Annotated in this window: 25 protein-coding genes; 9 read left to right on the top strand and 16 right to left on the bottom strand. The window is 61.2% G+C overall.

Features of this window, described 5'->3' with window-relative positions; translation table 11 throughout:
* The first annotated feature begins 364 nt into the window (after positions 1–364).
* Together AC1RJY_RS12975 and AC1RJY_RS12970 are read left to right on the top strand one after the other, a co-directional pair.
* The gene (locus AC1RJY_RS12975; protein ID WP_498602453.1) at positions 365–1483 is read left to right on the top strand and encodes a histidinol-phosphate transaminase; all 1119 of its coding nucleotides are present in this window, start codon (positions 365–367) and stop codon (positions 1481–1483) included.
* A 732-nt stretch (positions 1484–2215) separates the two neighbouring features.
* Positions 2216–2509 carry a DUF503 domain-containing protein gene (locus tag AC1RJY_RS12970; RefSeq protein ID WP_498602451.1) on the top strand — a complete coding sequence of 98 codons (294 nt, stop codon included), beginning with the start codon at positions 2216–2218 and terminating at the stop codon, positions 2507–2509.
* On the opposite strand, the gene AC1RJY_RS12965 is transcribed toward AC1RJY_RS12970, so the two are convergent.
* The gene (locus tag AC1RJY_RS12965) at positions 2506–3147 is read right to left on the bottom strand and encodes a GntR family transcriptional regulator (protein WP_498602450.1); all 642 of its coding nucleotides are present in this window, start codon (positions 3145–3147) and stop codon (positions 2506–2508) included. The genes AC1RJY_RS12970 and AC1RJY_RS12965 overlap by 4 nt on opposite strands.
* 221 nt (positions 3148–3368) lie before the next feature.
* On the opposite strand from AC1RJY_RS12965, the gene AC1RJY_RS12960 reads away from it, so the two are divergent.
* The 6 genes from AC1RJY_RS12960 to AC1RJY_RS12935 are packed head-to-tail and all read left to right on the top strand — an operon-like array spanning position 3369 to position 8614.
* A complete protein-coding gene (locus tag AC1RJY_RS12960; protein WP_011773375.1) occupies positions 3369–4730 on the top strand; it encodes an MFS transporter in 1362 nt (453 codons plus the stop codon).
* Positions 4727–5521: a carbon-nitrogen family hydrolase gene (locus AC1RJY_RS12955; protein ID WP_011773374.1), complete on the top strand. Its 795-nt coding sequence runs from the start codon at positions 4727–4729 to the stop codon at positions 5519–5521. Before AC1RJY_RS12960 ends, AC1RJY_RS12955 begins: the two co-directional genes overlap by 4 nt.
* A 37-nt stretch (positions 5522–5558) precedes the next feature.
* Positions 5559–6242, top strand: a complete 684-nt coding sequence (locus AC1RJY_RS12950; RefSeq protein ID WP_011773373.1) for a DUF2848 family protein — start codon at positions 5559–5561, stop codon at positions 6240–6242.
* Positions 6242–7714 (top strand): 4-hydroxyphenylacetate 3-hydroxylase family protein, encoded by a 1473-nt coding sequence (locus AC1RJY_RS12945; RefSeq protein ID WP_014920678.1) that lies wholly within the window; start codon positions 6242–6244, stop codon positions 7712–7714. The genes AC1RJY_RS12950 and AC1RJY_RS12945 overlap by 1 nt, the downstream gene beginning before the upstream one ends.
* 2 nt (positions 7715–7716) lie before the next feature.
* Complete coding sequence (locus AC1RJY_RS12940) at positions 7717–8088, top strand: cupin domain-containing protein (RefSeq protein WP_011773371.1); 372 nt, start codon at positions 7717–7719, stop codon at positions 8086–8088.
* Between the two features lies 1 nt (position 8089).
* Positions 8090–8614, top strand: a complete 525-nt coding sequence (locus AC1RJY_RS12935) for a flavin reductase family protein (RefSeq protein WP_011773370.1) — start codon at positions 8090–8092, stop codon at positions 8612–8614.
* A gap of 122 nt (positions 8615–8736) precedes the next feature.
* Here AC1RJY_RS12935 and AC1RJY_RS12930 read toward each other — a convergent pair whose 3' ends face one another.
* The 14 genes from AC1RJY_RS12930 to AC1RJY_RS12865 form a co-directional block, all read right to left on the bottom strand.
* Positions 8737–9057, bottom strand: a complete 321-nt coding sequence (locus AC1RJY_RS12930; RefSeq protein ID WP_011773369.1) for a putative quinol monooxygenase — start codon at positions 9055–9057, stop codon at positions 8737–8739.
* 122 nt (positions 9058–9179) lie between these two features.
* On the bottom strand, positions 9180–10073 hold the full coding sequence (locus AC1RJY_RS12925) for a carbohydrate ABC transporter permease (RefSeq protein ID WP_014920677.1): 894 nt from the start codon (positions 10071–10073) through the stop codon (positions 9180–9182).
* Positions 10073–11089 (bottom strand): carbohydrate ABC transporter permease, encoded by a 1017-nt coding sequence (locus AC1RJY_RS12920; protein ID WP_011773367.1) that lies wholly within the window; start codon positions 11087–11089, stop codon positions 10073–10075. The genes AC1RJY_RS12925 and AC1RJY_RS12920 overlap by 1 nt, the downstream gene beginning before the upstream one ends.
* 5 nt (positions 11090–11094) lie before the next feature.
* Positions 11095–12504, bottom strand: a complete 1410-nt coding sequence (gene ngcE / locus AC1RJY_RS12915; protein ID WP_014920676.1) for an N-acetylglucosamine/diacetylchitobiose ABC transporter substrate-binding protein — start codon at positions 12502–12504, stop codon at positions 11095–11097.
* A 177-nt stretch (positions 12505–12681) separates the two neighbouring features.
* Positions 12682–13308 (bottom strand): hypothetical protein, encoded by a 627-nt coding sequence (locus AC1RJY_RS12910; RefSeq protein WP_498602449.1) that lies wholly within the window; start codon positions 13306–13308, stop codon positions 12682–12684.
* A gap of 96 nt (positions 13309–13404) precedes the next feature.
* Positions 13405–13815: an MmcQ/YjbR family DNA-binding protein gene (locus tag AC1RJY_RS12905; RefSeq protein WP_011773364.1), complete on the bottom strand. Its 411-nt coding sequence runs from the start codon at positions 13813–13815 to the stop codon at positions 13405–13407.
* A 49-nt stretch (positions 13816–13864) separates the two neighbouring features.
* Positions 13865–14683 (bottom strand): polysaccharide deacetylase family protein, encoded by an 819-nt coding sequence (locus AC1RJY_RS12900; RefSeq protein ID WP_498602448.1) that lies wholly within the window; start codon positions 14681–14683, stop codon positions 13865–13867.
* 141 nt (positions 14684–14824) lie between these two features.
* Positions 14825–15250 carry a CoA-binding protein gene (locus tag AC1RJY_RS12895; protein ID WP_498602447.1) on the bottom strand — a complete coding sequence of 142 codons (426 nt, stop codon included), beginning with the start codon at positions 15248–15250 and terminating at the stop codon, positions 14825–14827.
* A 9-nt stretch (positions 15251–15259) separates the two neighbouring features.
* Positions 15260–16114, bottom strand: coding sequence for a hypothetical protein (locus AC1RJY_RS12890; RefSeq protein ID WP_498602446.1), 855 nt, complete (start codon positions 16112–16114; stop codon positions 15260–15262).
* Entirely contained in the window at positions 16111–16665 is a 555-nt protein-coding gene (locus AC1RJY_RS12885; RefSeq protein ID WP_498602445.1) for an RNA polymerase sigma factor, read from the bottom strand. The genes AC1RJY_RS12890 and AC1RJY_RS12885 overlap by 4 nt, the downstream gene beginning before the upstream one ends.
* Before the next feature lie 286 nt (positions 16666–16951).
* Complete coding sequence (locus tag AC1RJY_RS12880; RefSeq protein WP_498602444.1) at positions 16952–18412, bottom strand: HNH endonuclease; 1461 nt, start codon at positions 18410–18412, stop codon at positions 16952–16954.
* A gap of 44 nt (positions 18413–18456) precedes the next feature.
* Complete coding sequence (locus AC1RJY_RS12875; RefSeq protein ID WP_498602443.1) at positions 18457–19731, bottom strand: alpha-L-fucosidase; 1275 nt, start codon at positions 19729–19731, stop codon at positions 18457–18459.
* Entirely contained in the window at positions 19728–20342 is a 615-nt protein-coding gene (locus AC1RJY_RS12870) for a TetR/AcrR family transcriptional regulator (protein WP_498602442.1), read from the bottom strand. The genes AC1RJY_RS12875 and AC1RJY_RS12870 overlap by 4 nt, the downstream gene beginning before the upstream one ends.
* On the bottom strand, positions 20339–21406 hold the full coding sequence (locus AC1RJY_RS12865) for a saccharopine dehydrogenase family protein (protein ID WP_498602441.1): 1068 nt from the start codon (positions 21404–21406) through the stop codon (positions 20339–20341). Before AC1RJY_RS12865 ends, AC1RJY_RS12870 begins: the two co-directional genes overlap by 4 nt.
* A 470-nt stretch (positions 21407–21876) precedes the next feature.
* On the opposite strand from AC1RJY_RS12865, the gene AC1RJY_RS12860 reads away from it, so the two are divergent.
* On the top strand, positions 21877–23013 hold the full coding sequence (locus AC1RJY_RS12860) for an AI-2E family transporter (RefSeq protein ID WP_498602440.1): 1137 nt from the start codon (positions 21877–21879) through the stop codon (positions 23011–23013).
* 12 nt (positions 23014–23025) lie between these two features.
* Here AC1RJY_RS12860 and AC1RJY_RS12855 read toward each other — a convergent pair whose 3' ends face one another.
* Positions 23026–23484, bottom strand: a complete 459-nt coding sequence (locus AC1RJY_RS12855) for an iron chaperone (RefSeq protein WP_498602439.1) — start codon at positions 23482–23484, stop codon at positions 23026–23028.
* Between the last annotated feature and the right edge of the window lie 172 nt (positions 23485–23656).

Raw genomic sequence — 23656 nt, 5'->3', positions numbered from 1 at the left:
GCCGAGGGTGAGCCGGCGAGATCAACAGCAACCCGGCCGGGTATGTCCTGGACACCCTCGCCTAAAGCGGTCGGTACCGATGGACTGCCGGCCTATGTCCAAGTGGGCAACGTTGGATGTACCCCATATTTGTCAGACTGGATGTTGGATTACTGATTCTCTGAAATCGTTAGGTACCGACCACCTCACCGTGTCCGCCGCCTTACGATGCAGTTAAGATTCAGCTGGTCAATTGCGCCTAACCGTCCAATGCGACAGTTCAGCACTTGAATTCCATTAGCCCTAAACACGTATCGCTTTGTTGTGGACAACAGGACGACACTTAAGTCTCTTCGCTGAAATGACCAAATGATAGGTTTGGAAAATGATGCGACGAAATGACCTTCTCAACAGTCTTCCGCTGCGCGAATCTCTTCGAGCGCGGGAGGTCTATGGAGCCCCACAGATTGAAGTGCCTGTGGCGCTGAACACGAATGAGAATCCGCATTCATTGCCACCCGTTGTCCAGCAGTCTATCTCGACGGAGATCGCTGGAATCCTCTCGGACTTGAATCGCTATCCAGACCGCGAGTTCACTTCACTTCGTGAAGCGATGGCCGCCTATCTCGGACATGACCTGACCCACGAAAATATCTGGGCAGCAAACGGATCTAATGAAGTGCTCCACCACATCCTTCAGGCATTCGGTGGCCCCGGCAGATCATTGTTGACATTCGTACCCAGTTACCCGATGTACCCGATCCTTGCGGGGGGCGTGGACACTGAATTCATAGCCATGAACAGGGGCCATGACTTTTCCATTGATGTCGATGGGGCCGTAGCAGCCGTTGAGCACCACCAACCGGCCATCGTACTGCTCTCGTCGCCCAACAACCCCACGGGAACCTCACTGGAAGATGGCGTAGTCCAAGCCATCTACGAAGCTGGCGAGCCATCGTCAACAATCGTCGTAGTGGATGAAGCATATGCCGAGTTTTCCCACACCCCTGAGAAGACAGCTTTGCGTCTATTGGAAGGGCGTCAGCGGCTGATCGTTACCCGGACGATGTCGAAAGCGTTCTCCTTGGCCGGCGCACGAGTCGGCTACTTTGCCGCAGCGCCGCAAGTGGCTGATGCCATGCGCTTGGTACGCCTGCCATATCACCTCTCTGCGTTGACACAGGCGGCGGCGATAGCCGCTTTCCACAACGCCGCCGCTCTGCTCAAAGACGTCAACCGGATCAAAGAGCAACGTGACAGAATCGTCACTGAACTAGCAGGTATGGGACTGTCACCAGTGCCCTCAGATGCAAACTTTGTACTGTTCGGTGGTCTGCAAGATAGGCGTGAATGCTGGACAGCACTTCTGGAACACGGTGTATTGGTTCGCGAACTTGGACCTGAGGGTTACCTTCGGGTGACAGCTGGAACCGAAAAGGAAACCACTAAGTTCCTGGAAGCCCTTCGGAGGTATCTCATTAATTCTCGGCCCCTAGGCGTTTGAGATCTTCACCCAGGCTTCCGAGCAGTTAGTGCCATCCACGAGAGTTGCCCGGACGTCGAGTTTACCAACTTAGCCGTCCACCGATCCACCAATGATCGGTGGACGGCTTCACCATACCTCTCGACAATGCTGCCTCGTTCAGCATCTAGAATTGCTAGTCCGTAACGCTGCGATGCAACCAAATCGTCAGTCCAATCCTCTGCATCAACGTCAGCCCAGCCAGCCGCATGTAGAAGATCTACATATTCCCTAATGGTCACCATATGTTGTCCCCAATTGGTCATCCTATGGGGAAAGTCAGATTGGGCGTGGGGGCCCACACAAGTCGATCTTCGAGAACATCCGAACAACAGAATATAGCCCTCGCGCCACAGCGCCGGACTTTCTAGTCAATGATCGGCAGATTGTACTTTTACCTTCACAAGGCGAGCATGATATGGGCTGAATTCGCAAGGTACAAATCACTCAAATCTAGGCTGTGGATAAGTGCAGCAGGTGGTCCAGCACGTTTTCCGACTGACGAATGCGTCCGAGTTCCCGCTACGCTCAGCATGAGGTCATCTGTGTCGGATAGAAGGCGACCAGTCCCGCGCGGAACTTCGTCAGAGCGACGGGGTGGTTGAGGTCAGATTCCGAAACAGGAATCCTTGAAGACCACGCGAGACCTGCCTCGAACGCAGTAAAGGATCTTGCGCTATCGGTACAAGATTTGGTTTGCGGCGATAATGAACCATGTGGATCGGTTGGATTGAGTTCGACGTCCTCTTGGGCGATGTCCATAGCCTGAAGGAGAAGCGCTCGCTCGTACGGCCCTTGGTGGCCGAACTGAAGCGGCGCTTCGATGTTTCTGCTGCGGAAACCGGGCTTCAGGACCAGCACCGACGGGCGCTGGTTGGCGCCGCTGTGGTGGCACCGGACCACGCGCATCTTCAGCAAGTGCTCGACGCCGTTGAACGGTTCGTGGCTGCCCGGCCTGAGTTTGAGCTGCTCAGCGCACGGCACCGGGAGCTGCACAGCGAGGACTAATAGCCGATGACCGCCAGGCGCGTTGAGTTCAGGTGGGCGTCGATCGCTTGGTGTGCCGCATCCAGGCTGCGGCTGCGCAGCGCATCCACAATGAGCTGGTGCTCCCTGAGGACATCCCCTGCGCGGTCCGTTTGCTGGCTTACTGCCTTGACGCCGATCCTGAGTTGCTTTTGCCGGAGCGAAGCGTAGAAATCGGCAAGGACGGGATTACCTCCGGCACGGACCATGAGGGTGTGGAACTCGGTATCCAGTTCGATGAACCGGGCGGGATCATCCTTGGCTTCCTGCTGCTGGTCAATGACGCGCTGGAATGCGTCGATCTGGGCATCCAGCATGCTCTCCAGTGCCGAGACCGCCCATTTCTCCACCACGGACCTGGCCTGCAGGATAGCCCGGACGTCGGGGTCGGAGATGGGGGGCACGAAAGCGCCTTTGTGCGGGATCCGTTTGACGAACCCTTCAGCTTCGAGGCGCAGCAATGCCTCGCGCACGGGCGTACGTGACGTACCGGTGGTCTTGGCCAGGACCGCCTCGTTCAGGAAGGTTTCTTCCTCCCTTGGCAGGGCTGAGATGAAGCTTTTCATCCATTGGTAGGCCACTTCTGGCTGCGACCGTGCAGCGGGGGTCATCTGGATCATGCAGAGCCTTTCTCGCGAAGCCCACAGTATACGAGTTGCATTCCGGATGTTCCGGACGTCCCGAAAAACTTCTCCCCTAACTATAGACAGGTTGTATACAACCCGTCTACAGTGAAGTTCAGTGACTCCGCTCACGCACCGGAAAGACCCCAATTTCCTGGGAGCCCCGGCCACCGGTTCCACCGGCAGCCCGCCGCTCCCCATCGCAAAGGACCTCCAGAATGACCGAATTGAAGAAAGCAGAACTGAGGCAACAGAAGCACTCAAGCCTGCCCGTGGTGGCCGCTTCAAGCCTGGCCGGCACCGCGGTGGAATGGTATGACTTCTTTCTCTACGGCACCGCCGCCGCATTGGTATTCAACAAGCTCTACTTCCCCACCGACGATCCTTTGGTGGGCACCATGCTGGCACTCGGAACGTTCGCGGCCGGCTTCCTGGCCCGCCCCATCGGGGCCATAGTGCTGGGCCATCTCGGCGACAAGCACGGCCGCCGCGCAACCCTGGTGGCCAGCCTGATGCTCATGGGCGTAGCCACCACACTCATTGCCTTCATTCCCTCATACGCTGCCATCGGCCTCGCAGCACCCTTGCTCCTCCTCCTGCTCCGCCTGATTCAGGGGTTTGCGCTTGGCGGCGAGTGGGGCGGAGCCGTTCTCCTCGTCTCGGAGCACAGCAACGAGAGCACCCGTCGTGCCTTCTGGGCTTCCTGGCCCAATATGGGACCGCCCCTCGGCAACCTGATGGCCGCCGGCGTCCTGGCCATCCTCGCCGCCACCATGCCGGAGAGCGAGTTCCTGGCGTGGGGTTGGCGCATCGCGTTCGGATTGTCTGCCCTGCTGGTGGTCATTGGCCTCATCCTGCGGCTCTACGTGCAGGAAACCCCACTGTTCAAGGAAGCACAGCGGAAGCGCGAAGCCGAAGGCAACAAGGAACGGAAGATGCCGCTGACCATCCTGTTCCGCCGCAACTGGCGCGAAATCCTCATCGCCACCGGCAGCAGGATGGGCGAGAACGCGGGTTTCTACATCTACTCGCTGTTCATCATCACCTACGTCACCCAAATCATGGGACTGCAGAGGCAGACAGGCCTTACCGCCGTCATGATCGGCCAAGGCGTGGCCGTCGTCGCCATTCCCATCCTGGCGATCTACGCGGACAAGGTAGGCAGGAAACCCATCCTCATTGGCGCCTCGATTGCCACCATGGTGTGGGCCTTCGCGTTCTTCTTCCTCCTGAACACGGGCCAAGTGTGGGGCATCATCGCCGCAGCCGTCGGAGGCCTGTTGATCTTCGCGGCCTACAGCTCGGTGATCGGCGCCTTCTTCTCGGAACTCTTCCCCACGGACGTCCGGTACAGCGGTACCTCGGTGTCCTACAACCTGGCGTCGCTGATCGCCGGTTCCTTGTCCCCGATCATCGCCCTGGCACTCTACAGCGCTTTCGGAACCGGCTATGCGATCGGCATCTACCTCGCCGCCATGGGCTTGATCTCCATGGTTTCGGTGATGTTCGCCAAGGAAACCAAGGGCCTGAAGCTGAGCGATTTGGACGAGCCGACCAGCAAAGAGAAGGAACAAGCATGAAAATCGCACTCGTCCAGGTGGCCAGCCCGGATTCCGAAACCCGCGAGGACCGGATTGATCGTGTCGAAGCGATTCTCCGCGGGATCAACGGCGCCGAACTCATCGTGCTCCCTGAACTCTGGAGCGCCGGCTACTTCCACTTCGACGAGTACGAGGCATTGGCCGAAACGCTTACCGGTCCCACCGTCTCCATGTGCTCACGGGTAGCGGCGGATCTGGGCGTATACCTCCACCTCGGCAGCATCATCGAGGCCGGCCAGGACGGGCAGCTCAGCAACACCTCCATCCTGCTGGGGCCGGACGGCAGCGTGGTCCACACCTACCGGAAGATCCACGTGTTCGGCTACAAGTCCAAGGAAGCCAGCCTGCTCACAGCCGGATCCTCGCTTCCCGTGGTTCCTTTGCCGTTCGGATCCGTTGCCGGCATCACTTGCTACGACCTCCGCTTCCCTGGCCTGTGGATGGAGCTGAGCACACGCGGTGCGGAGATCGTCATAGTCCCCGCGGCCTGGCCGGCAGCCCGACGGGAACACTGGCGCCTGCTCACCACTGCCCGGGCGCTGGAGCACCAGATCTTCGTGATCGCGTGCAACGCCGCAGGAACCCAGGAAGGTGTGGCACTTGGCGGGCACAGCAGGGTGGTGGACCCATCCGGCACTGTCCTCGCCGAAGCGGACTCCGACGAGGCCGTCTTGATGGTGGACATCGATCCCCTGCAAGTGGACGCCGTCCGCAGCGAATTCCCTGTCATCGGAGACCGGCTCCCCGCCTACAACACACTCACCGTTTAGACCCCAAGAACGTTCAGAAGCCCTCCAAGGAGACGGAATGGAAACAACAAGGCAAGTCCCACTCACCTTCAGGGTGGTGGGCACGGACCAGACAATCGTGGTCTCGGATTTCCACGGAGTAGTGGCTGGTTACACCGGCCGGGATCCGAAGGCAGTCCAGCACCACATCGACGAATTGGCAGCCATAGGCGTAGCTCCGCCGCCAGAGGTTCCCATGTTCTACCGGATGGACTCGGACCTGTTCGAAACTTCCGGGGAGCATGACACGTCGGAGAACCTGACCTCCGGTGAGATCGAACCCCTCTACATCCGCCACAACGGCCAGTACTACCTCGGCATCGGCTCTGACCACACGGACCGCGACATCGAAGCCCGGGACATTGGCGATTCGAAGCGCGCATGCCCCAAGCCCGTCGCAGGCGAGGTTATCGCCGTCGAATCCTTGGAGGACCTCGACCTCGATACATGCACCGCGCGCTCGTGGGTTGACGGAACCCTGTACCAGGAAGGTTCGTTGAGCGGCCTGCGCAAGCCGGCCGACGTCGTCGAGCGCCTTTTGGCCCGCACCGACATCGGCGACGCAGACTTCATGTGCCTCGGCGGCACCCTGCCGCTGCTGAACGGAAAGTTTGTGGATGGAACTTCCTGGAAGTTGGAGCTCTCCTTCCCGAATGGGACCACCATTGAACATAACTACAAAATCAAGAAAGGCTCACTCTGATGAGGACCGGAAAAGAGTACCTGAAGTCCCTGAACGATGGCCGGTCGGTGATCCTCGACGGCGAGGTTGTCGGCAACGTCCTGGAACACCCGGCCTTCGCGAACGTTGCCCGGACCATGGCCGAGCTGTTCGACATCGCAGCTGATCCCGAGAATGGAATGCAGTTCCATTCCGAGGAAATCGACGGGCCTGCCAACCGCACGTTCGCAGCTCCCCGCACGCAGGAAGAGTTGGTCCTGCGCCGTCAGGCGATCGAGAAGTGGGCCAAGCACACGCACGGCTGGGTGGGCCGCAGCCCGGACCATGTTGGTACCTTCTTCGCCGCCTTCGGCTCCCACCCGGACGTCTTCAAGAACGACGAGCGGGACTTCGCCGGCAACGTGGAGCGGTACTACAAGAAGATCCTCTCCGAGAACCTGTACCTTTCCTACGCGATCATTCCCCCGCAGGTCTCGCGCGCAACCACAGCGTCCGGTTGGGAAGGCGAATACCTTCAGGTCGGCGTCGTGCGGGAAACCGAGGAGGGCATTATTGTCCGCGGTTCCCAGATGCTCGCCACAGGTGCCGCGATCGCCGACGAAGTCTTTGTCACCTGCATCAAGCCGCTTGGCCCGGACGACGTTGACTTCGCGGTCAGCTTCGCCATCCCTGTGGCCACCGACGGCCTGAAGCTCTACTGCCGCCGCCCGTTCGCGCCCGCCGCAACCAGCGACTTCGACTACCCGCTCACCAGCCACTACGACGAGCCCGACGCCTTGGTTGTGTTCGACGACGTGCTCATCCCATGGGACCGCGTGTTCATCAACCGGAACATCGACACCCTCCGCCGCCAATTCTTCGACACCGGCGCCCATGCCCTGGGTAACTGGCAGGCACAAATCCGGTTCTCCACCAAGCTGAAGTTCATCGCGTCGGTGGCCCGCAAGGTCACTCAGGTGAACGGCACGGACAAGATCCCCGGCGTCCAGGAGAAGCTGGGCGAGCTCGCCGCAATTGTGCAGTCGGTTGAATCGGCCGTCCTCGCCGCCGAATACACGGCAACAACGGACGACGCCGGCATGCGCGTTCCGGGGAAGAGCGCACTGTACGGGGCAATGGGCTTACAGTCCGAGACGTACCCCCGCGTGATCTCGATCCTCCGCGACCTGGTGGGTGGCGGCGTCCTGCAGCTGCCGTCCAGCATCGCCGACATGACCAGCAGCGTGACCCGCCCGGACATGGAACGCTACGTCCAGTCCCCCGGCGTTACCAGCGAGGAGCGCGTGAAGCTCTTCAAGCTTGCCTGGGACATCATCGGTTCCGAATTCGCCGGACGCCACCAGCAGTACGAAATGTTCTACGCCGGTGCACCGTTCGTGGTCCGAGGCGCTTACACGTACCGCAACTACGGCTACGACGCCCTGGTGGCAGAGCTGGACACCTTCCTGGGGTCCTACAGCATCGCGAGCGCCACCGAATCGGAAGGGATCTGACCATGGCAAAGCCGGAATTCGAGTTCACCCCCGTATCGTCGGTGGACTTCGCACCCTGCAACCCGCACATCGAAGGCCTGTCCGAGGCCATCCTCGCCAGGGATTCGGACAACGACAGCGTCACGCGCATCCTCAAGTTCGAGCCCGGCACCGACACCTCACCCAACGGCGTCCTCACACATGATTTCTGGGAAGAAGTCTTCATCTTTGAGGGCTCGTTCGTGGACCAGCGCCTAGGCCGGACCTTCAAAGCCGGCGACTGGGCCACCCGTCCGCCGGGCATGGAACACGGGCCATGGGTTTCGGAGAACGGAGCCAAAATGTTCGAAGTTCGGTATTACACGGAGCCGACACCAGCGGAGCGGAGCAACTGACATGAGCCTGGCACCAGCCTTCACCATCCCCGACGCCATGGGGATGCGCCGCGCTATGGGCCGCTTCCTCACGGGCGTCGCCGTGGTCACCACCCAGCATGAGGACGAGCAATATGGGATGACCATCAGCTCGCTGACCTCCATCAGCTTGGAGCCACCCATCCTGATGATTTCGCTGAACTTCGGTACCCGGACCGGCGAAGCCCTGATGGAGAGCGGCAAGTTCGCCGTGTCCATCCTCGGCGCCAAGCAGGAGTCGGTGGCACGGCGGTTCGCAGTCCGCGGCGGCGACCGCTTCGGCGACGGAGACTTCGACATCACCGACAACGGCCTTCCCGTGATCAAGGGCGCCCTCGCCCAGGCGGACTGCACCGTTGTGCAGCAGTACGACGTCGGCGATCACCAAGTCTTCTTCGGGCAGGTCACCACGTGCCGGGACAGGGACGGCGAGGTGCTGGCGTTCAAGGCGGGCCGCTTCGGCTCGTTCAGCGACTTCGGCCATGCGGAGATCCCCTGGATGTTCTGAGTAGTACGGTCACGGGCCTGTGCCACCACGACCTTCTTTGAATCACAACCGCCCCCGACACGCCTTTTTGAAGGTGTGTCGGGGGCGGTTTGCTTCCAAAGTGGGTGGATGCGGTACAGCCGCTACGCGATGGTCAGTTCACCCATGCGGTCCCAGCCGCTGCCTTCGAACTGGCGGCTGATGATGTGCGGGGTCTCCACCAGTGCCTGCGGCATGTCTGCCATGGCCTTCTTGAAGTGATCGCTATTGACGTGGGCCTCCGCGGCGTCGTCCTGGAAAGCTTCCACCAGGACGAACTCGTTCGTGTTGTCCACGCTGCGGGACCAGTCGAACCACAAGTTGCCGGGCTCTGCGCGGGTCGCCTCGGTGAAGTCGGCCACCAGGTCCATCCAGCGCTCGGACCACTCGGGCTTGACGTTGAACTTGACCACAATAAAGATCACGGGCTGCTTCCTTTCGTTGCATTACAGAATCCGTTCCATTCTGTCACTGCCTTTAACGCCCGACGGCGGCCCCCACCGTTTAGGTGAGGACCGCCGTCGAACGCTGTTTTGGCTCGGTTGTACTACTTTGACGTGCCCTGCGATACGGAACCCTGCAGCTGGCGCTGGAAGATCACGTAGACGATGAGCACTGGAATGACGGTGACACTGACGGCTGCGAACAGCGCGCCGTAATCTACTGCGTAACCCATCTGTCCAGCGAAGGCCGCGAGCTCTTGGGACAGGACGCGAGGACCGGCGGCGTTGATGGACACCGGAATGAGGAACTGGTTCCACAGCCCCAGGAAGTTGAAGATGGCAACCGAGGCGAGGCCCGGCTTTGCCATCGGCAACATGACCTGGAAGAACGTCCGCCACTCCCCTGCTCCATCGAGGGCTGCTGCTTCGGTGATTTCGTGCGGCAGCGACTTGAAGAAGGAGAACAGGAAAAACACCGTGAACGGAAGCGCGAAGCCCACGTACACCAGGATGAGGCCCGGCAGGGTGTTCAGGAGCCCCATGTTCCTCAGGACGAAAAACAACGGCACCATGGCCAGGAAGATCGGGAACGTCAGTCCAGCGAGCATCAGGTAGTAGATCGCCCGGCTGCCCCGGAAGGTGTAGCGGGCCAGGACGTAGGCACACATGGCGCCGAGGACCATGACGATCACCAGTGCGACAGCCACAACCAGCACGGAGTTAAGGAAGGCAGATCCGATGCCTGCCTCGCTCCAGGCCTTGACGTAGTTATCCAGTTTCCATTCAGCCGGCAAGGCGAACGGCGAGGCGAAGATCTCGCTGGACGTCTTGAAGGAGGACATGAAAGTCCACAGCAAAGGAAGAATGACGATCAGGGTCCAGATGGTCAGGGCGGTGTGCGACACCGCTCCCACCACTTTGTCGCCCGTGGTTGTTGCCGGGGTCCGCGGCTGGAAGTGCAATGACTTCATTTCCGGAGTTGAGACTTTGGTAGTCATTACAGGCTCACATCCTTATCGCCGCCGGTGAGCCGGTTGACCAGGAAGACCAATCCGGAGAAGATCAGCGTGGCAACGGCCAGTACGACGCCCATCGCACTCGCCAGTCCGAACTGGCCCTTGCTGAATGCGGTGAAGAACAGCTGCTGCGCCATGACCAGCGTGGAGTTGTCCGGGCCACCGCCCGAGTTGAGGGCTGCCATGTAAACGAAGGCATCCAACGCCAGGATGCCCATGTAGATGTAGGCAGTCTGGATGTTGTCCCGAATCAAAGGGATGGTGATGGACACTGCGGTGCGGAAGCGACCGGCGCCATCGATCCTCGCGGCCTCGAAGAGCTCGGCAGGAATGCCTTTGATACCGGCAACAAAGAGCACCATGTAGAAGCCAACAAAGCCCCAGACGATCACGAACATAGTGGCAATCATGGCCGTGTTCTTGTCACCCAGCCAGGCAAAGTCCTTGAACTGGTCAAAGCCGAGCCCTGTGAGGATGCCGTTCAGCAGGCCACCGGAGGGGTCGTAAATCTGACCCCACATGATGCCGATGGCGATCGCCGGGATGGTGTACGGGAAGAACGACACAACACGGTAGAAACTGGAATTCCGAAGGCCCTTGATCTGGCCTTTGCTGCTCCCGCCAACCGTCACCAAGGACGCCAGCACCAGGCTGAGGATGATAGTGATGATCGGGAGGAAGATGACCAGGAGGATGTTGTTCCCCATGGCCTTCATGAAAATGTCGTCCGTAAAGATCTTGGCGTAGTTCTCCAGACCGATGAAGTTCTGGGTAGGCGAAAAACCTGACCAGTCGGTCAACGAGTATCCAAACGCCTGAACGAAAGGCCAAATCACGAACAAAAGGTAGATCGCCAGCGGTAGTCCGAGGAACACCGCGAAGAAGCTGACCTTGTCCCACGTCAACGGCTTCCGACGCCGCTTAACCACTTGCTGCGGAGCCGTGGCCGGAACGACGGCGGTCAGCCCGTCGTCGCTCCGGCTCTGCTGAGTTTTCACTGAAGTCACTTCACTTCGATCTTCTTGACCGAGCTGTCGTTGCGGACCTTGTCGGAGATGTTCTGCAGCGCGGAGGTGAGGGTTGCAACGTCCGACTTGCCGTCCAGGAAGCTGTTCCAGACAACCAGCTGATCCTTGTTGGTTCCGTAGAGGTCAATGAAGTTCCACGTGAAGATGTCCTCACCAGCGTCAGCGAGCAACTTGGTCTGCGAGACCAGCGCCGTGGAACCGAATCCGTCGGCCGGGACTGTGTCCTTGACGATGGTGGGAGCAAGCTTGGTCTTGGCGAAGTTCGTTGCAGCTTCCTTGGACAGCATGATGCGGAGCAATTCCTTGCCACCGGCTGCGTTCTTGCCCTGCGACGGAACAATGAACGGCTCGCCTGCAGCGCTGTGGAGGGACGTGTACGGCAGCTTGGGGCTGGCGCTGACAGTGGGTACGGGAGCACCCATCATGTTGAAGCCAGCCTTGGTCTGGTCCTTCATTTCGTTTTCGATCCAGGAACCCGACGGGTAGAACACGGCCTCCTGGGCGTTGGTCCACTGTGCCTGGGCTGCCGTGAACTGGGTGCCGGAGCCGCCCGGCTTGAAGAAGCCGGCCTTGACGATCTTGTCCAGTGCCGTGAAAACGGACTGGATAGCGGGGTGGGACCACGAGTCGGCCGTGAGGTTTTCCAAGCCGATGCGGACTTCGTCGCCGCCCTCCTTGATTGCGGAGGCAATCGCCATTTCCTGGTAGTACGTGGCAGCTTCCTTGCCCCACACGAACAGGTACTTGCCCTTGGCCTTGGCCTGCTCGCCCAAGGTGTACATCTCATCCCAGGTCTTCGGCAGTGTCCAGCCGTTTTCCTTGAGCAGGGAATCCGAGTACCACATGGCGAACACAGTCAGCACGTAGTTCAGGGCGGCAAGCTTGCCGTCGAAGGTGCCTGGAGCCAGTACGCCGGTGTACAGGGTGTCCTTGATGACCTTGCCTTCGAGGTTCTTGGCCTCTACAAGGGGGGTCAGGTCCTCGAGCTGGGCCAGGATGGTGCTGAAGCCAATGGCCTTGGCCCCGGAGTTGTCGATGAGGTCCGGCGGGTTGCCACCGACGAAGCGCGGCTGAAGCTCCTGCGCGATGTCCGTGGACGGTGAAATCTTGGCCGTGGAACCCTCGTGGGTCTTTTCAAAGATCTTGCCGGCGAACTCGACGTAGTCGATGCCGTAGCCACCCTTGAAGATCACGGCGTCGAGGGTTGCCTTTTCCGCCATGCCAAACGGGTTGGTGTCGGAAACAGTGCCCGTGGGGCCGGTGGTAGTGCCGCCGCCACCCGCGGCACAGGAAGCAATGGTTCCCCCCATGGGCACGAGCACTGCTGCTGCGAGTGCTCCGCGCAGGAATCCACGGCGACCGACGGACTGGTGCTGAACGTTCATTTCTAAACCCTCCAGTGACTCGTAGTGTCAGACTGTTGCGGCAGGAAAGCCGTTCAGTCGGACAGTCTGGGTTGGCACTCTGGCAGCACCAACCTTCTGTGACATAATTCACCACGAATGATCGAAAATCAATCTTTCTCGGCAGTTTCGATCAACATTTGTCAAAGCGTGATCTTCCTACGGACCTTCTGCGAGAGCTTTTCCGCACTCCGTTATCGCATCCCGGGCCATGACCCTCTGCCGCTCAGTTCCCAGTCGTTCCGCCCATTGTTCGGCCAATTGGTACTCCACCAAGGCTTCGGTGAGCCGCTTTTTACCCTGCAGTAACTCGCCGAGGCTTGCGTGCAAAGCAATCATCCATCGCTTGGTTCGCTCATCATGGGCCGTGGAGGCATATTCCAGTGCACTGCGCATCCAAACCTCGGCGTTCGCAGCATCTGCGATCGAGAGCATGTGCAGGGCATCGACGGCCAGGAATTCCTCACCAAGATGGTCCGCCAACTCGGCCGCCTGTTCCAGGAGAGGCACAGCCATGGCGCCTCGTCCGCCGGCGTTCAAAACCCGCCCGCGCTCAAGGAGGATACGCACGCCCACGGTTGGCTCGTCGTCGTCAATGTTGTCCAGAAGGGCGTCGGCTTCTTCGAAGCGGCCCTGCAAACTGATGGCCCGCCCAAGCTGGGTTGCCAACTCGGCGCGTTCGTCGGCGTCGTAAGCTTTCTCGCTCATCGCGGCGCGGAACGTCGCCTCGGAGGCTGCCGGATCGCGAAAGTTCCAAAGGTGGTCCAGTGTCTTCTGATCCAGCATCAAACCGCTCCTGACCAGCGCATGGCTGAGGTCTTTAGGTATGCAGTATCAATCTAGTCCCATGTCAGCGCCGTGGGGAGGGGGTTTGCGGGCGTGTCAGTTGCCTTGCGGTTTAGCGAGCCTGGCCCAGCCGAGTTGCTCCTGTTGCCGGCGGCTCAGAGTGGCCACCACCAGGTCATAGGAATCCTCCACCATGTCCCGGATCATGTCGTCGGGCAGTGTTCCATCCAAGCGAACGCCGTTCCAATGGGTCTTGTTCATATGCCAGGCACCGGTGATCTCGGGGTTCGCTGCCCTGAGTTGCTCGGCCAACGCGGGCTCGCACTTGAGGCTTACGGACCAGTTCTCCGGATCCATACTGGACAGTGCGAACATCTTGGCCTCTTGACGCGAACCACCGGCGACGGCGGAACGCACCTTGAACACGGAGGTTTCAGGCCCGAACGGGAAGTCTTCGAACGCGCCGGGAAAGCCCAGGCAAATGGCGCGGAGGGTGGGAACGTCCATGGGGAGAGCCTACTGGTGCTCCGAGCGAGGGGCCACGCTGATGCTACGCCTATGCCACGCCGAGGAAGTCCTCCAGCAGCACCACTTCCAGTCCCGCCGCCAACTGGGCGGCGCGGAAAGCAGCGAGGTCGGCTGCAAACTCGGCCCGGAAGTGCATGAGGACAATATCGCCGGGACGCAATGCGTTGCCCACCTGGTAGTCCATCTTCCCGGCGTTTGCTTTCGCCTCCCACGTAATGATCGCCTTCATGCCGGCGTCAGCCACAGCTTGGCGCATCACATTGGAATATGCGCCTCCCGGCGGCCGGAACAGTGTGGGACGGCGCCCATAGTGCTGCAACGCGTACTCCTGCATGCCCACCATGTCGTTCAGCTGCTGCTGGTAACCCCACTGCCGCACCATGTTGATGTTGTGGGTCACCGTGTGGTTCTCGATCAAGCTGCCCTGGGCTTTGAACGCGTTGAAGAACGCCGGGTTGTCCGCGACGGTGTCCTTGGTGAGGAACAGTGACGACGGATAGTCGTACTCCGCCATGAGCTTGATCGACTCCGGTGTTTTGATGTTGCCGTCATCGATGGTCAGGAACACCACCGGGTGCTTGGTCTCGATTTTGGTGATCACCGGAGCCAGGCCACCAACGATCGGCGGCAGCTGGTAATCCGGGATGAAAGTGCGCCGGATGCGTTTGGTGGGCGTGGGGGTGGGCGTCGGGGACGCGGATGCGGCCGGAACCCCGGGCGACTCGGCAGCGGCAGTCGGCGTCAGCGCCGGCGTCGAGCGTTGAGCGGTTCCAGCGCCTTGAGTGGTTCCAGCGCTTTGAGTGGTTTCAGCGCCTTCAGCGGCAGTGCAAGCCGTCAACCCTGCCACCACGGAAGCACCTAAAACACCAAAGACGGCCCGTCTGCTGGGAGTGGAAATACGCACCGCAGAATGGCCGCCGAACATGGCTGTCCCCCAAGACTCAAGAAATGATTCAGCTGAAATCTAGCAGATGAATCCGTCCTCGAATTACAGGCCGTAATGCCAGCCTTCACGTGCCGGGCACGAGTTGACCACCACGTCCAGTCCGGCTTCGCGTGCGCGCTGTGCGGCGTCGTCGTCGAAGACGCCCAACTGCAGCCACACGGCCTTGGCGCCTATCGCAATCGCCTGATCTATTACCGCGCCTACGCGCTGGGAATTAACGAAACATTCAACAACGTCGATGGGGTGCTTGGCCTCGGGAATGTCAGCAAGGTTCTTGTACCCCTTTTCGCCGTGCACATCCTCGCCCTTGAGGTTGACGGGAATGATCTCCATGCCCATGGTGTCCCTGACATAGAGCGAGACGTCATACGCGGAGCGCCATTGGTTGGTGCTAAGGCCCACGACGGCCCAGGTGCCTTTGGTTCGCATCAACCGCTCGACGACGGCCGGATCGTTGACATGCATCATGACCCAAGCCTAGTGGTCGCCGCGCTTAAGCCACTGCTTCCACTTGTCGACGCCGCCTTGGAACTGCTCTTCGGCCCGTTGGTTGATCAGCCCTGGAGGCACGTGTCCGGGCCTATTACCTTCCACTCCGGGCAAGGGCTTCGCGGGCTTCCCGGCATCCTGCGTCGAAGCATCAGGCTTGGCGGCTTGTTGCTTCTCGTCTTTGGCCGGGCCCGGCTCTGCCTGCGGGCTGCGGGCAGGGTTTGGGGCGACGTTGCTCGGCGGGGCATCGGCGGGAGGTTGAACCACTGAGGGTACCGGCGGCTGTGCCTGTGCTGCGGGTGCCTGTGGTTGAGCCAGGGCCTCGGTGGGTGCCGCTGCCTGTGCCTGTGCCTGTGCCTGTGTTTCCGCAGGTGCTGCACTGCCGGGTACGGGAATGGATGAAGCTGCGGGGATGGGCGGAACCGCTGCAGGATCTACCACCGGAGCAGGTTCCGTGGTGACGCGCGGTGCGTCGGGAACCGGCAGTACGGGCGCGGCTGCCGGCTGCGGACTGTAGTTGCCCAGGAGTTCATCGATGAAGGAGGGGTTCCGGGTGAACCCGGAACTGGCGGCGGCAACCCCGCTGACGCCGAGGCCCATTGCTGCCACCACGGCTACGCTTACTACTGCCGTTCGGTGCTTGTGCCTCCAGCGGCGTTTGCTGACTTCATCATGCGGACCAGCCAGCATGGCGGAGAGCTCCGGTCCCGGCGTTGGGGCTTCAAGGTTGGCGAAGGAACCCATGGAGAGCAGCGCCTGCCGGATGTCAGCGGCGTCGACCAGATCAACGTCGAGCAGCAGCTCGTCCACCATCGCTTCGCGTTCACTATCCCTATATGTCATGGCGACACGTATTCCTTCACTGCCGAAAGCTCACGGAGCGTTATGAGTGCCCGCCGCTGCAGTTGCTTCACTGCACCAGCGGATTTCCCCATGATCTCGGCAACCTGGTCAACGGTCAGGCCTGCCACAATGCGAAGCGTCAGAACCTCCCGCTGCTCGGCCCCGAGGTGGTCCAACAGCGCCATGACCTCATACGGTGCCAAGCGACCCATGGCTTCGGCCTCGGCCGAACTCGCTTCCCGTGTATCCCGCTCAGCCTCGAACTCGTGCTGTTCGGGCGACCTGCTTTGCTTCCGGTGCTCATCCACCATGCGGGCATGTGCCACCGAGAAAACGAAAGTCCGGAGGCCGTGGACCCCACCGTTGATGCCATCCAGTCGGGGTAGAACGGCCAGGAACACGTCCTGCGTGACTGCTTCCGGATCTGACACACCTTTGGCCGTCAGATAGCCCAGAACCTGACCGGCATATGCCTGGTAGACGGCGCCGAACAGTTCCGCGTTATTGCCCTTGAGCGCCTGAAGCACTTCATCGGTCAATGCGTCGGTCACAGAAATGAGGCTTTCGGTTGGCGGCAGGTCCGTTGCTTGGGTCTGGACGTCCGCTTGTCACCAACGGACGACCCCACCAAGGGTAACTGCTCTATCTGCCCTTCCGTGGAAGGACCCGCTTGCCCGACAAACACCCTGGAGACAAGGAAGAGCCGAGCTGGAACATGATGGGGGACAAATTCCAGCTCGGCCCTTTCAAAGACGTAATCGTCACGGCACGCCAAAGGGTTACGCGGGGTACAAGGTTTTTTGAAAAAGTTTTTCAGAGCCCCAACGGAGCCTGTGCCTACGTTCTGGAGGGCCGATGCCCGGGCAGGGGTGGGGCTTTCGATTGGTAGGTATGCCCGGTGGGCGTGCTGACTTCGAGCGTGTGATTGCCCTGTCCGTCCCTGTTCACGGTTTTGTTGTTCCAGCCGGGGTTTTCTTTGGTGTGGTTGCAGGCTTCGCAGAGCCCTGCACCGTTCTCCACAGTGGTGGTCCCGCCGGAGCGCCACGGAAGCACATGGTCGATATGCCGGATGGGCGCGTCGCAGTACGGGGTGCGGCAGGTATCGTCACGGATTTCGATGAAGCGCCGGAGCCTTGTGGGGAACAGCCGTGCTTTGGAGTCCATGGTCAGGAGTTCTCCTGAGGCCGGCGCGGTGTAAAGCCGACGAAGCCAAACAGTGAGCTCCTGATCCTGCACCGCCGGCCCTGGGCTCACTGCCGGTGCTGGGCTCACTGCCTGCCCCAATCCGAGGAGCTCCCTTCCCCATTCGGCCGGGACGATTCCGTAACCCTTCAGCCGGGCCGGTTCACTGTCCCCCTGAAAAAGAGTGCGGTCGGTCATGACCAAATCCAGGTTGATCCCAGAAAACCCGCCAGGGGTCCCCGTGATGCGTTCGACGAGGGTGTCGGCCATGACCTGGCCTCGGGTGCCGGCGTCACCGCTGGCGCGGGCCGAATCAGCTGCCCGGGTCAGGGCTGCGTAGGCGGCCACTCCCTGGGCAACGGGAAGCAGCGCGGTCAGGTAGGTCATGGTGTCCGGCGCCGGACGCAGGCTGACCGTCCGTTCAGCGGCGGCGCGACTGGCACGCCTCGCTACCGACCGCGGATCCCGCCGGTAAGCGGCAGCCTTCGCAGCGGCAATGATCGCTTTGTCGCCTTTGCCGGCAAAGGTTCCGGTGTCCGCGGCGAGTTCCTCGTCCACCGCGCAGCGGTCCTCAACCGACAGGCAGGCTGTTTCCCTTACGAGCAGCGTGGCCCGCCATTCGTTCAACTGCCCGGATTGCAGTGCGGCCAGGGTGCGTGGCATCTCCGTCACCAGTGCCTTCGCCAGTCCGAGTAGCCGGGATCCACGGTTGGGTGATTCCAGCCTTGCGAGTGCGATCTGGGCGCCCACGCCTTGGCCGCGTTCGGACGCAGGAACACCGGCTTCGGCTTGTTCGGCGCGTTGGGCAAGGTCAAAGGCCACGGCGACCCGCGCCTGCAAACCGGAGATCGCGGACTTCATCTCCTCCAGAACACGCAGCTGCTCGATCAAGTCACTGCTGACGGTGCTGGCCGGAACAGGGCTGGCCGGAACCTTGCTGGCCGGAACGGGGCCGGCCGGAACCTTGCTGGCCGGAACGGGGCCGGCCGGAACCTTGCTGGCCGGAACGGGGCCGAGCTGAAGAGCGCTTGCCGGCAAGCCACGAGACGAGGCAGCAACAAGCGCATCCGCAACTACTGCGCCCGCTTGCCTCTCCCGATTCCGCTCCATGTCCATACTCTGGCAGGAGGCACCGACATTATTAGACGCCCCTCAAGGAACTACTCCGGCTCGTCTGTTGGGGCTTCATATCCTTCGGGGATCGCTGGTACTCCAGCATCCAGAGCACCTGTATATACCCGCGCAGAGACCAAGCGTCCGCCGCTACCTTCACCGTCGCCGCCACCACCGAACCTCACGTGCAGCCGGCTTGCGGTGGTGGCCGGCAACCGGTGGATACGACGGTTGCCAACAGTCATCCCGCCTGCAAGGTCCACGCCATCGGCAGCCACCACGTGCCGGCGGATCCGCTGCCCCGAGCTCAGGTCCTCCACCAGGTCCAGGTGATTGAACGTGACGGAAGCCGGAAAACTGAGGGTCGCTCCGCCGTCGTGGTTTTCAACCGACGCTTCCACCACCCCGGAGAGTCGACGATCCAATTCCCGCTTCCACTCCCTGAGCCTCGCGGAATCCTCGTCAGGAAGGCGTCCGCGACTATCGGGAGGCAGGTTCAGCAGGAGATTCGCGCCCATTCCCACCGATTGGTAGTAAATGGCGAGCAGGTGCTCCACGGATTTTGGCTGGTCGTCCGGATGCCAGAACCAGCCTCGGCGGATGGAGACATCGCATTCCGGCGGCAAGTAGTGTTGGGCCGGCAGCCCTGAGCTGGTCTCGGTGTACTGGGTGTCAGAGGTGCGGTCCACAACATAGTTGACGGGGTCCGACGCCAGTCCATTCTCGTTGCCCACCCAGCGGATGGTGGGTTGGCCCATGTTGAAGATCATCGCCTCAGGCTGGTGTTCCTTAACAACAGCGATGATCCTGCCCCAGTCATACTCGCGACCCACCGAGCCCGCGCCATCGAACCACAATTCCATGAGCGGACCGTAGCCTGTGCAGAGCTCAGTCAGCTGTTGGACGTAGAAATCGTCATAGGCTGCGGGATCGTTGTAGCACTCGGCGTTCCGGTCCCACGGGGATAGGTAGAGCCCCAGCCCTATTCCATGTTCTGCGCAGGCGTCCGCGACTTCGCGGACAACGTCCCCCTGACCGTCGCGCCACGGCGAGGACGCAACGGAATAATCAGTGGTGGCTGTGGGCCAAAGGCAGAACCCGTCATGGTGCTTGGCGGTCAGGACGAGGTACCTCGCACCCGCCTCTTTCGCGGCGCGGACCCAACTGCCGGCGTCGAGTTCTGTCGGGTTGAAAATCGACGCCGGAACGGTGCCGTCGCTCCACTCCTTACCGGCGAAGGTGTTGATGCCGTAGTGGATAAAGACGCCAAATTCGAGCTGCTGCCAGCGGACTTGGGCCGGGGTGGGCACAAGGTGAGTCACTGCGTGGGTTCCTGTCCGTGGATCAACCATTGGGCCGCGCGGATAATGGCTCCGTCTCCGTGCTCTGTCCGGAGGCCGGCAATATCCGAGCGTGTGACAGCCGCCCCCTCGAAGAGGCTCACGATCGCGGCAGCAACGCCGGCGAGTTCCGGCTCCGACAACTCTGGCCTGCCGCGCCGCACCACGCTGCTGACGTGCGCTGCATACTGCCCATAGAAGCTCCTCAGCGCAGCCGCCGCTTGCTGGTCTGCTGAGGCCAGGGCCCAGATCTCCAGGTGCATCTTCACGTCTTCAAGCGCTGAGTGTTCGTGCAGCAGCGCCGTCAAGAGTCGATGGGAATCCTCCCGCGTCAGACCTCCGGCCGCATCGGCACCAAGGTCCAGCCCGGCCTCTTCCGAAAGCCTCTGCAGTGAGCGTTCAAGGCTTCGCTCAAGGACAGCGCGGATCAGGTCCGCCCGCGTAGGAAAGTAGTGCTGCAGGTGTCCGATGCGCACTCCGGCCGCGGCGGCGAAGTCCCGCATGGCAGCATTGGCGTTGCCCTTGGTGACCAGAACTTGTTGAGCAGCGTCAAGGAGCGCCGCCTTCCGCAGGGCGCCCTTGCTTTCGGTCATGACCTCAATATTGTCACACCGTGGGATTCAAGTTCCGCCAGACGGGATGCTGGATCCGGTGCGGATTCGGGGAAGGTAACACCGGGCCCGGCGCCCTCCGCGAGAACACTGCGCAGCCCCAGCAAACCGCCCAAAGCGGTGAGGTGCGCCTGCCCTTGCGGATCGGAAATGACGGCAGTTCGCGTTCCGGCCGGACCTTTCACATCGATGCGGATATGTGCCGTGCCACCTGAGCCGGGCGAGTAGAGGAAGGACCTTCGCAGCGGCGCCCACCGTGCCCCGCTACCCCAGCGGAAGAGTCCCACCGCACGTGCGGCGAGCAACGCCGTCGTGGACGCATTGGAACTGAAGCCGATCCGGGTGGACACCGATCCGGCGCCAAGGGTGAGCGGCAATGTGAACTGTTCAGGTGTGTCGAGCCGCGCCACTTTGGTGCGGTGCCCGGCAATGTCCACCCGGCGCGCGTCAGTCAGGGGGCGTACGACGGCGGCCTGACCGCCTTTGCGTACTTCGAAGTCCAGTCCCAGCCGGTCCATGAAGTCCACTGAATCGACTCCGGCCTTGTCATTGATGTCGTAACGGATGGCGACGTCGATCTGGTCCCCGCCGCCGGCATCGTGGGCCAAAGCTGCTGCGACGATGTTGGTGACCCCGCCCATCCAGCCTGAGCTCAGCAAGACAGGAGCGGTTGGCTGCAGCAGGGTTGCCAGAGTGAGTGCCCTGGTGACGCGGCTGGTCCAACGGGTGACGTCGACGTACGGAATTCCGGCGGAGACGGCTGCGCGAAGCACCCTGTCATGGGGATCGTTGACGGTGCTGATGACCGCCCTGATCTTGGCGGCGAATGGCTCGGTTTGGTTGAGGTCCCATTTCTGCACTGTCACTTTTTGTTGCTCACCGGGAACGTTGCTGGTGATCAAATGACTGCCGCGCTCCGGGTTCCGGCCGGTGAGGAGCAAGGGCCATTCGGCTGCGGCGAGTCGGGTCAGCGCTGTGCCGACGGTGCCGTAACCGCCGACGATCAGCACGGGACCGGTGGTATCGAGTTCAAGGAAATCAGTCATGAGTTTGATTCTAGGTCATATGACCTAAAATCAAACTACTCATCCCAGCAGCGGTCGGAGCTCGGCATACGCCCACCGCGGTCCATAAGTGTCCGCTAGGTGGGGCAGCTCTGTGGCTGACTGGAAACCGGGAGTAGGCTGCAGTTATCTGCCGGAGCAATACCCTGAGTACGCAAAGGAGAGATCGTGACACTTCCTCCCACCCACGAGCCCGAGCCATTCCCTCCGGATCCCGGGCCAGTGCCGCCACCACCGGATCCCACCACCCCCTTTCCACCCAGCCCCATTCCGGACCCGAATCCAACCCCTGGTCCATTGCCGGTTCCCGATCCCGGGCCCGTCCCACCGCACCCCGATCCGACTCACTAGGCGGGCCAATCCGGCGCAGGACGTCTCCACTCCAGGGCAATAGTCAGTAGGCTTATGTTTGATCACGTCGGCTAACCGATGCGAACGAACAGGAGCTCATCATGACGGCACCCGAGGAAACAGCCCCCGTTTCCGTGCGCAAGCCATCCAAACCCGACCTCTGGAAAGACTCATTGGGCCGGACGGCCACCCGGGCGCTTCAGATTCTGCTCATCCTGACCCTGACAGTGGTTGCGGTTTTTGGGCTGCTCCAAATCCGCTTGCTCGTCATCCCGGTGCTCATCGCCCTGATTCTGGCCGCGGCCATCGGCCCCTTCGTGAATATGCTGCGACGCCGCGGATGGCGTGGAGGGCTGGCCACCGGCGTCGCTTTCCTGGGCTTGTTGATAGTGCTCGGCGGGGTCATCACTGTCATTGTGATGTCAGTCCGAAGCCAATGGGACGAACTGATCAGTCAGGCAGCAGCCGGTTTGGACGAACTGGAGAACTTCCTGCTGACTGGACCGTTTCCCATTGACCGGGAGCAACTGAACCAGGCACGGGAAGCCGTGGTGGAGTTCGCGCAGAGCAGCCAGGTACGCTCCGGTGCAGTGACCGGACTGTCGGTAGTCACCGAATTCCTGGCCGGCGCCAGCCTGGTGGTAGTCATCCTGTTCTTCTTCCTCAAGGACGGCGCCAAAATCTGGGAATTCTTCCTGAGGCCCTTCAAAGGCAGGCGCGAAGCCAAGCTTCGCCGCGTCGGCAAGCGGACCATGGAGGTCCTGGGGGGCTACGTCCGGGGAACGGCGATCGTGGCGTTGGTGGACACCGTGGCCATCGGCGCTGCCTTGCTCATCATGCAAGTTCCGCTCGCCATCCCTTTGGCCATCATCGTGTTCATCGGCGCATTCATCCCCTTGGTGGGTGCCACAGTGGCCGGAATCCTGGCTGCTTTGGTGGCACTCGTGGCCAACGGTCCCATCGTGGCATTGATCGTGATCATCGTAGTGATCGCCGTCAACCAGCTCGAAGGTGACCTCCTCCAGCCGGTGGTCATGGGCAAGTCCCTGGAGCTCCACGCACTGGTCATCCTGATGGCCCTGACGGCAGGCACCATCCTTGCGGGCATCATCGGCGCCGTCCTGGCGGTACCCATCGCGGCGGTCACGTGGGCCATCATCCAAGTGTGGACGGCAGAAGATCCGGACCTGGAACCCATGAATCCGGATCTCCCGCCAGCCAACAGCCAACCGGCCTAGCGGGCGAATTCCTTAGCCCAGTGCCTTCTTAATGAGCTCGACGATTCTTGCCTCAGTCTCAGGCGTGATCTCGGTGAGCGCGAAGGACGTGGGCCACATGGCGCCGTCATCCAGCTGGGCGTTCTCTTCGAAGCCGAGCGTGGCGTACCTCGCCTTGAACTTGTGGGAGCTCTGGAAGAAGACGATGTTCTTCCCGTCCCTGGCGTAGGCGGGCATACCGTACCAGGTTTTGGGGGTGAGCTCCGGGGCGTGCTCCTTGACGATCGCGTGGATTCGCTCGGCAAGAGCCTTATCTGCCTCAGGCATCTCGGCGATCTTGGCCAACACGTCAGCCTCGCCATCTGCCTTGGACGATTTCTTGCGCGGCGCCTTCTTGAGTTCCTGTGCACGCTCCTTCATTGCTGCGCGCTCTTCTTCAGTGAAACCGTCGTAGGACTTTTCCTTCGTGGCCGACTTTTCCGTGTCCGTCATGGCGTTCTCTCCCCTTGGTCTTAGAGCTGATACCCCTAACGGTAGGGTGCCCATGAATCTGCGGCTTCTCCGAAACTGCTCAATTGGGCTGCGGGAGTCTTGAGGGTTTCCTGAGGAACTGTTGACCGAACACAGGATTGGTTCTTGATCCGGGCCCGGCACAGTAGTTCTT

It is taken from the genome of Arthrobacter sp. GW822-FHT05G07, from assembly GCF_058799755.1.
The sequence above is the reverse complement of the archived record's forward strand: the minus strand, read 5'-3'. Positions and strand labels throughout refer to the sequence as shown.

Excerpts from the sequence above, each read along its gene's own strand:
- AC1RJY_RS12895 (WP_498602447.1), bottom strand. The coding sequence starts at position 15,250 with ATGATGCATGTCAACGATCCGGCCGTCGTCGAGCGGTTGATGCGAACC.
- AC1RJY_RS12945 (WP_014920678.1), top strand. The coding sequence starts at position 6,242 with ATGAGGACCGGAAAAGAGTACCTGAAGTCCCTGAACGATGGCCGGTCG.
- AC1RJY_RS12975 (WP_498602453.1), top strand. The coding sequence starts at position 365 with ATGATGCGACGAAATGACCTTCTCAACAGTCTTCCGCTGCGCGAATCT.
- AC1RJY_RS12955 (WP_011773374.1), top strand. The coding sequence starts at position 4,727 with ATGAAAATCGCACTCGTCCAGGTGGCCAGCCCGGATTCCGAAACCCGC.
- ngcE (WP_014920676.1), bottom strand. The coding sequence starts at position 12,504 with ATGAACGTTCAGCACCAGTCCGTCGGTCGCCGTGGATTCCTGCGCGGA.
- AC1RJY_RS12905 (WP_011773364.1), bottom strand. The coding sequence starts at position 13,815 with ATGGACGTTCCCACCCTCCGCGCCATTTGCCTGGGCTTTCCCGGCGCG.
- AC1RJY_RS12880 (WP_498602444.1), bottom strand. The coding sequence starts at position 18,412 with ATGGACATGGAGCGGAATCGGGAGAGGCAAGCGGGCGCAGTAGTTGCG.
- AC1RJY_RS12960 (WP_011773375.1), top strand. The coding sequence starts at position 3,369 with ATGACCGAATTGAAGAAAGCAGAACTGAGGCAACAGAAGCACTCAAGC.
- AC1RJY_RS12855 (WP_498602439.1), bottom strand. The coding sequence starts at position 23,484 with ATGACGGACACGGAAAAGTCGGCCACGAAGGAAAAGTCCTACGACGGT.
- AC1RJY_RS12935 (WP_011773370.1), top strand. The coding sequence starts at position 8,090 with ATGAGCCTGGCACCAGCCTTCACCATCCCCGACGCCATGGGGATGCGC.
- AC1RJY_RS12890 (WP_498602446.1), bottom strand. The coding sequence starts at position 16,114 with ATGACATATAGGGATAGTGAACGCGAAGCGATGGTGGACGAGCTGCTG.
- AC1RJY_RS12870 (WP_498602442.1), bottom strand. The coding sequence starts at position 20,342 with ATGACCGAAAGCAAGGGCGCCCTGCGGAAGGCGGCGCTCCTTGACGCT.
- AC1RJY_RS12940 (WP_011773371.1), top strand. The coding sequence starts at position 7,717 with ATGGCAAAGCCGGAATTCGAGTTCACCCCCGTATCGTCGGTGGACTTC.
- AC1RJY_RS12965 (WP_498602450.1), bottom strand. The coding sequence starts at position 3,147 with ATGATCCAGATGACCCCCGCTGCACGGTCGCAGCCAGAAGTGGCCTAC.
- AC1RJY_RS12910 (WP_498602449.1), bottom strand. The coding sequence starts at position 13,308 with ATGCTGGATCAGAAGACACTGGACCACCTTTGGAACTTTCGCGATCCG.
- AC1RJY_RS12865 (WP_498602441.1), bottom strand. The coding sequence starts at position 21,406 with ATGACTGATTTCCTTGAACTCGATACCACCGGTCCCGTGCTGATCGTC.
- AC1RJY_RS12970 (WP_498602451.1), top strand. The coding sequence starts at position 2,216 with ATGTGGATCGGTTGGATTGAGTTCGACGTCCTCTTGGGCGATGTCCAT.
- AC1RJY_RS12925 (WP_014920677.1), bottom strand. The coding sequence starts at position 10,073 with ATGACTACCAAAGTCTCAACTCCGGAAATGAAGTCATTGCACTTCCAG.
- AC1RJY_RS12950 (WP_011773373.1), top strand. The coding sequence starts at position 5,559 with ATGGAAACAACAAGGCAAGTCCCACTCACCTTCAGGGTGGTGGGCACG.
- AC1RJY_RS12860 (WP_498602440.1), top strand. The coding sequence starts at position 21,877 with ATGACGGCACCCGAGGAAACAGCCCCCGTTTCCGTGCGCAAGCCATCC.